The organism is Vibrio makurazakiensis (assembly GCF_050337375.1).
Classification (GTDB): Bacteria; Pseudomonadota; Gammaproteobacteria; order Enterobacterales; family Vibrionaceae; genus Vibrio; species Vibrio makurazakiensis.
The window spans coordinates 1-8962 of the sequence record NZ_JAKJSW010000173.1 but is presented as its reverse complement, the minus strand read 5'-3'; the positions used below and the strand labels follow the sequence as shown (position 1 = coordinate 8962).

Genomic DNA, 8962 nt, shown 5'->3' with positions numbered 1-8962 from the left:
TATCGAAACAGTTCACTCATTCACGAACGATCAAAACTTGATTGATAACTTCCACTCTGGTGATCGTCGTGGCCGTGCCGCTTCATTGAACATGGTTCTAACTTCAACTGGTGCAGCAAAAGCTGTAGCGAAAGCAATGCCAGAGATGGCTGGGAAGCTAACAGGAAACGCTATTCGTGTTCCAACGCCAAATGTATCGATGGCGGTTGCTAATCTGAACCTTGAAAAAGGTACAGATAAAGAAGAGCTGAACAACTACCTACGCGAAATGGCACTTACATCGCCACTATCAGGTCAAATCGATTACACAGATTCAACTGAGGTTGTTTCTAGTGATTTGGTTGGATCTCGCCATGCAGGTGTTGTTGATGGTGTTGCTACTATCGCACAAGACAACCGCGCAGTTCTGTACATCTGGTATGACAATGAATTTGGCTACAGCTGCCAGGTTGTACATTGTATGGAACAGATGATGGGTGTTCGTTACAAAACTTACCCAGCAGTTTAAGAAATTAAAGACTCCACAACATAATAACGATAAAGATATCGCTCTGATTTTGATAAACCAGAGCGATCACCCCCCAATTTTGCCGTTCATTTTTATGAGCGGCTTTTTTGATGGCGTAAACTCCTAGTTCAAGCCCTCGCGAACCAAGCTATAACTAACCCATAGCTAATCTATAACCAAGTAAAGTTAAGAAGTTATCAATTTATATCAATAAAGATCATTGATATTGAATTGAATATTCACTCTCTCTTTTCGAAATAAAATATCTGCTTCTACTTCAATCTAGGCAGTTATAAATCACAATGAGCATTCAATACCTTCAAAAATGTGCGGATGAAGTCAATGCCTTCAACGAGCATGTCACTCTCATTCAATCCCTGCATACACAAGCTACAGAACAGGTTGATTGGGAGGCTGTAGCTAACATTGCGCCCCCTGTAATGCCTATGATTACCTTTGAACACAAATCCAAAGCTATCGAGACACTAAGCGGCTATCAATTTAGCTGGATGAACTACCTGACTCAAAAACGCCCGCAACTTGATGCTCTTCTACAAGACATAGAAACATCAACGAACAAGGATATTGCACATTACCAAACTCAGCTTAAGTGTTGGCAACAGGAATATTCTGAATGGCTGCAGAAGACCAAACTCGCTAAAAATGTATTAAATAACGACAACGATTCTAAAATCGAGGCTCTGAGACAGCAATTAGAAAGTTGGACACAACAAGCTCCGGGATTTCCTAGTATTTCATCCAATGATTTAGAGTATAAAAATGGCTACTGTTTGGACGTAAATATCCGGGTAGACCAGAATATCGCAGTTCCTCGAACGCAGAAATCTCTCTTTCAAGGGCTTTTAAAAGTAGAAACGATTCCCTTTGAGCGCCGCAATAAAATCTACCAGGAATACGTTTATAGCAGTGCGATGAAAGCGGCTTTAGACATCTTCGCGACTCTTCCAGACAACCATGTAAAAGTGAATGTGCAGGATAAAGACTCAGACAATAACTGCCGAGTTATTTTCTCCATTCATATTGAGCGGAAGCTATTAAATAGCTTGGACTTGAACAATGACTCTGCGTCCGAATTGATCTCGAATTTCATTCATTTTCAAAAGTTCGATGGAACTCAAGAAGATGGATTTACCCCCATCAATCACCCCTTTGAGCCATCCGCTAACTTTTTGTCTTTTCTGGTCTAAACTCGATATCTAACGACTATGCGCCTTACTAAAACTCTACTTATTACTATAACGCTGCCAATCTCATTTTCTGCTTTTTCAACAGAAGACGACAAGGAGTCACCGTTTACACGACTCACTAAATTGGGGTTCATTTATTCCGAAAACACGAGTACTTCGCTTTCTATTAACTCAGGAATTTCCATCGGCTATAAAGAAGATGATTGGGGACAGAGACTTCAATTTGATACTTATTATACAAGTGCAGAAGAAGGAGAAGATGGTACGAATCGATATACGCTCAACTATGGGATTACCTACGATTTAAATCCTAAAACTTACTTCGTTGCCGCCTCACGTTTTGAACACGACCACTTTGGCACTTATCGTAAACAATCCATCACGATGACAGGTTTAGGTCGAAATTTTTATGATACCGAAAACATCAAACTACAAGGCTCCGCAGGCCCTGGCTACCGAATAAGCCAAAGACAAGCTTTCGACGAGGAGTTTCCAGACCTAGAGAACTATGAGTTGATCGCCAGTGGCACGTTAGATGGCTCTATTGCCTTCAATGAGACGTTTTCTATGGGGACGACGATGACAGTTGCGTATGGTGAAGAAAATACCAATTACAACGTAAAGGCCTATCTGAAGAACATACTAATGGGTAATTTAGCCCTAACCTTTGATACGGATTACATCTACAACACCACTGTAGCTTCTGACCAAAGTAACAATGAAATCTACAGTTCGATGAATCTTAATTACGACTTTTAGAATCCTCCAATCCCCCGCTACACTTTTAGACGCTAGACTCTACCTCTGTTTATCATTAAAACTAAAAAGGCCCTCTACTAGAGGGCCCTTTAAATTTTCTTCCTACAGGTTAAGCACGTTTAACTTGAAACCGCGTTAAGACATTCAGCTCTTTCAAGTTCGCCATTCCCACATAAGCGACTGGCACTAAGAACAGTGAAAAGAACGTCCCCACAGACAAACCGCCAACCAACACTAAGCCAATATTCACACGCCCAAGAGAACCAGGCCCATCAGCTAATGCTAACGGTAATGAGCCTAAGACCATGGTCAGTGAAGTCATCAAGATCGGGCGTAAACGCGAGCGTGCACTGCTTATAGCGGCCTCTTTTGCACTAGCTCCTTGCTTGCGTTTTTCATTGGCAAACTCCACCAGCAAAATACCGTGTTTAGTCACCAAACCTACCAAGGTTAACAGGCCAATTTTAGAATAAATATTTAGGCTCTGTCCGAACACTGATAAAGTCAAAATTGCGCCGACAATACAAAGTGGAACGGTAAGCAAGATGATCATCGGATCAACAAAACTTTCAAATTGAGCAGCTAGGATCAAAAAGATAAAAATCAGAGCAAGAACAAAAAGAGTTTGAGCTCCTGCGCTCGAATCCACCAAATCTTTTATCACACCGTTAAACTCATAATTCTGAGCGTGTTTCATTAAGCTAGGCACATTTTCATCAATATAAGCTTTTACATCGCTTGCCGTATACCCGGGCATAAGATCCGCCGTAATTTCAGCGCTATCTTTTCCCATAAAGGTTTTAAAGTTTGATTCAGATGTGACCTGCTTAATCGAAACGAACTGTGACAAAGGCAAACGCTGACCAGATTGAGAATCAACATAAAGCTTATCTAATACTTTAAAATCTCCCAGATCATTTCTATTCACTTGTACTTGAATTGGATAGGTGTATCCATCGTCAGCTTGTAAATCTGCCGCCTTGACCGAACCTAAAAACGTAGAAAGCGCGTTGGTCACATTGCTGTAGTCAACACCAGACAACACAATAGCGTTTCTATCAATCGACAGGTCATAGCGAATCTGATCTCGAAGCACTGAGTTTTTGATATTGGTCACGCCCTCATAATTGTCTAAAAGGTTCGCAACATTATGTGCAGTTTCAGACAACGATTTAGTATCACGGTCAACCGTAGTGACTTCTAGAATCACATTAGTCGCAATATTCAAGTTATCCGCAGTCCGAACTTTAAACGACATTCCATAGGCGGACACTTCACTTTGTGCATTCGCTATAAATTCATTCACCACTTCATCAGCAGACTTATCTCGTTCACCCCAAGAGTTCAAAAGGACATGGTTGGTCGGCGTACCTTCTATGTAAGATAAATTGGCAGCAATCGATTCGTTATCTTTAAACACACTATTCAACTGTTGATTATGCTCAAGATGATATTGTCTACCTACACCAGTCGGTGGAGTTGAAGCCACTTCAACAAACCCAGTATCTTCGGTGGGTAACAGTATTTGGGGCATCTTCCATACTGCAATTCCTGAAAGCACAATCAGAATAATAGCGATGGCACTCATTAGTGTTTTGCGTTCAAACCATTTACCTAGCTCTTTTATATAAGCTTCTGACAATACATTGAGTTTTGCGTCTACCTTTTGAAACCATTTTGAGGGTGTCGATACTGGTTTCATCAAGTATGCACTCATCATCGGTGACAATGTTAAAGCAACAAAGCCTGAAATAATCACAGCCGCCGCTAAAGTAAATGCGAATTGCCTAAACAAGTCTGCTGTTAACCCCGACATAAGCCCAATTGGAAGGTACACAACAGCTAGGGTTAAAGTCATCGCAATAACGGGGAAGACGATTTCTTTACACCCTTTTAGCGCTGCATTGAAAGGTGTTTCACCCTCTTCTATATGACGATAGCAGTTTTCAGCAACGACAATTGCGTCATCGACAACCAACCCTATCGCTAAAATGATAGCTAAGATCGTGAGTACATTAATGCTAAAACCCAACACGGACATAACCGCAAATACGCCAATTACACATACGGGAATAGTGATAATTGGAATAGAAGCCACGCGCAGTGAACCAAGAAACAAAACTACAACGGCTGAAACAAGAACGATAGCTTCAACTAAGGTCATGAACCCTTCATTAATAGCAGCCTCAATAAAATCGGCTTGGTTATACACCATTTCCATTTCGATGCCATCTGGCAACTGAGGTTGAATGCTGTCGATCTGCTTCTTAACTTTATTAGCGACAGTAACCGGGTTTTCGCTTTTAAGTGGCAATACTTGAATAGACATCGATAATTTATCGTCTACTCGTAAAATACTTGGCGTTAGGCTAGCTTCACCCATTGCCACTTCTGCTATATCCCCTATGCGGATTATTTTTCCTTCATCAGCACGAATAACCAGATCGCGAACATCTTCAACGCTCGTCACTTGGTTAACAGGGTTAATGGAAAAATCTCGGACTTGCCCTTTTATGGTACCCGCGGTGAAAGTGGCATTGTAAGAGCTCAAAGTACCGACAACGTCTGCAGCACTCATATTAAGCGCCATCATTCTATCGGGTTGAAGCCAAACACGAACCGCTTTCTCGCTGCCTCCATATGGCCCCCAAACTCCGCCAACACCTTGAATATGCTTAAATTGCGGAACAACTTGCTGACTAATATAGTCGTACATTTCCTGTTTAGATAAGCCGCCAGAGTTGATAAAAGTAATGATATTACTTGGCATACTGGTATCTGAAGAGTCGTCAGTAACCGTCGGTTTGTCTGTCATGCTTGGTGGAAAGTCACCAATTGCTTCAACGCTACTGCGTAAGCTGTTCATCAAACTTGTGTATTCCACTTCGTTGATGTCATCTTCAAACATGATCTTTAAACTACACGTCCCTTCCTGACAATCTGTCGTCATRGTTTTAACGCTGTCTAATCCTGTCGCTGCCGTGATCAACTTATCAGCTACGTTTCTCGACATAAATTCTGCGCTTGCCCCGCTAATCGCAGCAGAGACGCTAGCCGAAGGCGCTTTATGCTCAGGAAAATATTGAATCGATAGTTTTTGAAAAGAGAGCATTCCAAACAATACAATCGCGATACTTAGTACTGATGCAAATACAGGGTGCTTAATACAGATCTCAGGAAGCTTCATTTGCCGTCTCCTCTAATGTCACTTCCTTGCGATCACTTTGTACTTCTACATGCTCTTCCTGAACTTCATTGATGTTCATTGCACTGGAAGATTCACCTTCTACATTCATCACTTTTACTGACGAATCTACTTTCAAGTTTTGCTGCCCAGTAACAACAACACTCTCTCCTAGCTTTAGGCCTTTTTCTACAACGACATAGCCATCATTAGTGTTCACCCCAAGTTCAACGACTCTTTGCGCGATGCTATTACCATCAACGACCCAAACAAATCGTTCGTTGTCTTTTGCCTGAACCGAGTTCTGAGAAATGATCAGCTGATTAGCGTCTTCACTAGTAACTTGATCGACCTTTGCAAACATTCCTGGCACTAAACGATGCTCTGGGTTAGTCACATGGGCATGTACTTCCACACGACCTGAACTTTCATCAACAGCAGGAGCAATATAGTCAACAACACCTGAGAATGTCTCGTCAGTAAATGCGTCTACCTTGATTGATACATGTTGACCAAGTTTTGCATCTCCAAGATCAGACTGACCAATGGAGTACTGGACTTCCACTGGATCCAATTTTATCAAGCTCACTAATGTCGTTGAGCTATCAATACGACTGCCTACAGAGCGACTAAAATTAGTTAGTTGTCCATCGAAAGGAGCAACAAGTAAGTAGTTCTTCATCAACGCTTCTTTTTGCCTAAAATCAGCGTGAGCCAAATTTGCTTGTTCTTTTAGCTCTTCTACGTCTTGTTGAGACATCGAATCCGGCTGCTTTTTAAGAAGCTCTTGCACTCGTTTTAGCTTCGATTTAGCAAGAGCCAGCGAGCTACGAGCTTTATCAAGATCAGCCTTGGCAGTTGCATCATCTAACTGTGCAATCACCTGCCCTTTTTCCACCGAATCTCCATCACTAAAATGGATGGTTAGAATTTTATCTGAAGCACTGAATGTAAGTGCAGCTGAGTCTGTTGCTCTAATTTTTCCCACTTCATTAATTGAAGAAGTGAACGCTTGAGTTCTAGCCTGTTCAATGGTCACCGGTATCATTGGAGGCTCTTCAGAAAAAGCAGGTGCACTACTAAGCGCAACCAAAGTTAAACAAATTGTTTTACTTAAAAGTTTCAATTTCATTTTAATAACCATTCAGTATTTCAACGTCACTCGTCAAAAACTGTATTAAGCAGCCGCTTTTAACTTAATGAGCTTCCAGCCATGTAAATAATGCTAATAACAACTAATAGTTCATGAGAAGGCTCAAATCACTTTGAGCCTCGTAAGTTTAAGTATGTGTAACAACTAGAAACGGTGCTGATATTGAACACCGAGCAAAACAGCGTCAGCCGTCACGTTGGCACTAATGTTTGAGGGGCTTACCACAGTCAGGCTCTCATCAACTTCAGCTGATTCTCCAACAATAAAACCGAGGCCAACATCTACTGAGCTAGACTCAGTAATATGGTAGGTACTGCCAATCGTAAACCAATGTCGATTAACATCAGGAATCGATAATGAGGTGAGCTCATCGGTTGGTGACAAGTCGTACATATAACCCGCCCTTAAAACAAAGTCTTTGGACATGTCGTAAGTACCACCAACGGAAATATGCCCTGCGTCTTTCCACTTATAGTCTTTAATCGTATCGTCATACGACGGAGAAGTGAGGGAGTCAAATTCAGACCAATTAACCCACTGCAGGCTATAATGCATTGCAAATTTTTGACTTAGTCGATGCCAACCAGAGAACTCCAAAGTATCAGGTAGGGGAACATTCATTTTATCTGCGGGCACACTTACTTGACTGATCTCACCTTCAACTTCAATGTCAGGGCTGTAGCGATATGAAATACCAAATCGATTGTTGTCATTTAACTGATATGTAGCACCGACATTTGCACCAAGCCCAAAACCATCGGCGTCAATATCTAAAATCGCTTCACGAGATATTTGTCCCTCGCCGTAGATAACATCAAGACCAGCACCAATATTGATGTGTTCTGTAACTTCATATGCCAATGCCACACCAACATTCACGCTTGATAACGCGGTTTTTCCGCCAAATTCACTCGCTTCAAATGAATCATCGAATTCAACGTTAGTTCCAAAGTTCGAGTGTACCGTTGCACCTAGGGTAAATTTAGAATCGGTAATAGGGTGAACATAATGTAGGCTCGGAACGAGTGTCCCCGCACTCAAAGACTGATCGCTCAGTGACTCCGTCGGTGCAGAACCTGACGTGTAACTGATATTTGTAACATCGACACCACTATCAATATAAATGGCCCCAACCGACACGGTTGGCTGCTCAATATAAGCCATTGCTGCACTATTTTTCGCAACAATAGCTGCACTATCAGCTATAACAGCATCCCCAGCAAAAGCACGCCCTAGCCCCGATGCAGATTGAGCATTGAGCTGGAAACCAGCAGCATTTGAGAAACACGGGAGCAAGGCTGCAGTACCCAAAATTAACTTACTCTTCATTTTCAGATCCCCCTGTTTCAATATGAGCTTCATTCACAATTTCTATTGCCAATCCTCTGGTCTTCACCATAGAGGCCACTGCGACTTGCTGTGTATCTGTGGCATCYCAGACGTAATTCAATTCTCCAGAATCAGGGAGCCCTGGTAGCCCCGACTCATCCATTGGCCCCTCATACGGAAACAAATACGTTCCATGCCCGCCAGTAGTTGTACGAAGGACACCACGTGTCTGCTTCGTAGAAACAAATGGGGCCGTATCTCCTGTAATAGGCAATAAACCTAGCGCTTTAATAAGAGGTTCAGTGCCTGTGCGAATATTATCCGGAGCAGAATTAGGAACTACACTATCGGGAATATATTCCCCCACCTCACACGTACTTCCACAGTTACCGACTGCTGCGAGCAGTAATGTAGGTTGTTTGTTCTCAGCTTGACGTGAAGTAAAACTCGCAGGGTCTGAGCTATCTATAGTGGTTTGAACCCCTTGTTTCAGCCCCGTGACTAAAGCCTCGTAAATATCATCTTCTAATTTATTCACTGTTAACGCATTGTCCGAAGACTCACCCACAAACTCTCGAAGGGAGACGATACATGTCTCGTTATCAGCGCTTTCTGTACAAATATCGGGAATAACCGTTTCTGCAATAGCACGCTGAACATCAGGAGAATCCTTCACGCCTTCAGACATTTCAGGGCCGAGGGTTTGGGACGATAGAGTGAGGTTAGTTAGACCCTGCCCCGGTACGACAAAATTCACAGTATTAAACTCAAAATCTCCGTCGCCCTGACTAAACTCGCTCACCATTACCGCTCACCATTAC

General features: G+C 42.3%; 5 protein-coding genes and 2 pseudogenes. 3 read left to right on the top strand and 4 right to left on the bottom strand.

Annotated features, from left to right (window positions below; all coding sequences use genetic code 11):
- The 3 genes and pseudogenes from L4C33_RS16580 to L4C33_RS16570 all read left to right on the top strand — a co-directional run.
- A pseudogene (locus tag L4C33_RS16580) lies at window positions 1-508 on the top strand (glyceraldehyde-3-phosphate dehydrogenase); the annotation flags it as partial.
- Between the two features lie 302 nt (window positions 509-810).
- Entirely contained in the window at window positions 811-1716 is a 906-nt protein-coding gene (locus L4C33_RS16575) for a hypothetical protein (RefSeq protein ID WP_428813523.1), read from the top strand.
- Between the two features lie 18 nt (window positions 1717-1734).
- The gene (locus tag L4C33_RS16570) at window positions 1735-2475 is read left to right on the top strand and encodes a DUF481 domain-containing protein (RefSeq protein WP_428813522.1); all 741 of its coding nucleotides are present in this window, start codon (window positions 1735-1737) and stop codon (window positions 2473-2475) included.
- A 109-nt stretch (window positions 2476-2584) separates the two neighbouring features.
- Here L4C33_RS16570 and L4C33_RS16565 read toward each other — a convergent pair whose 3' ends face one another.
- From L4C33_RS16565 to L4C33_RS16550, 4 genes and pseudogenes are all read right to left on the bottom strand, one after another.
- The gene (locus L4C33_RS16565; protein ID WP_428813521.1) at window positions 2585-5662 is read right to left on the bottom strand and encodes an efflux RND transporter permease subunit; all 3078 of its coding nucleotides are present in this window, start codon (window positions 5660-5662) and stop codon (window positions 2585-2587) included.
- Window positions 5649-6791 carry an efflux RND transporter periplasmic adaptor subunit gene (locus L4C33_RS16560; protein WP_428813520.1) on the bottom strand — a complete coding sequence of 381 codons (1143 nt, stop codon included), beginning with the start codon at window positions 6789-6791 and terminating at the stop codon, window positions 5649-5651. The genes L4C33_RS16565 and L4C33_RS16560 overlap by 14 nt, the downstream gene beginning before the upstream one ends.
- 165 nt (window positions 6792-6956) lie before the next feature.
- Entirely contained in the window at window positions 6957-8141 is a 1185-nt protein-coding gene (locus tag L4C33_RS16555) for an outer membrane protein transport protein (RefSeq protein ID WP_428813519.1), read from the bottom strand.
- Window positions 8131-8952 (bottom strand): annotated as a pseudogene (locus L4C33_RS16550) (lipase); the annotation flags it as partial. The gene L4C33_RS16555 and the pseudogene L4C33_RS16550, both read right to left, overlap by 11 nt.
- Window positions 8953-8962: the final 10 nt, after the last annotated feature.

Bases quoted from the DNA above. Each gene is read 5' to 3' on its own strand.
- L4C33_RS16575 (WP_428813523.1), top strand. From the start codon at position 811: ATGAGCATTCAATACCTTCAAAAATGTGCGGATGAAGTCAATGCCTTC.
- L4C33_RS16570 (WP_428813522.1), top strand. From the start codon at position 1,735: ATGCGCCTTACTAAAACTCTACTTATTACTATAACGCTGCCAATCTCA.
- L4C33_RS16560 (WP_428813520.1), bottom strand. From the start codon at position 6,791: ATGAAATTGAAACTTTTAAGTAAAACAATTTGTTTAACTTTGGTTGCG.
- L4C33_RS16555 (WP_428813519.1), bottom strand. From the start codon at position 8,141: ATGAAGAGTAAGTTAATTTTGGGTACTGCAGCCTTGCTCCCGTGTTTC.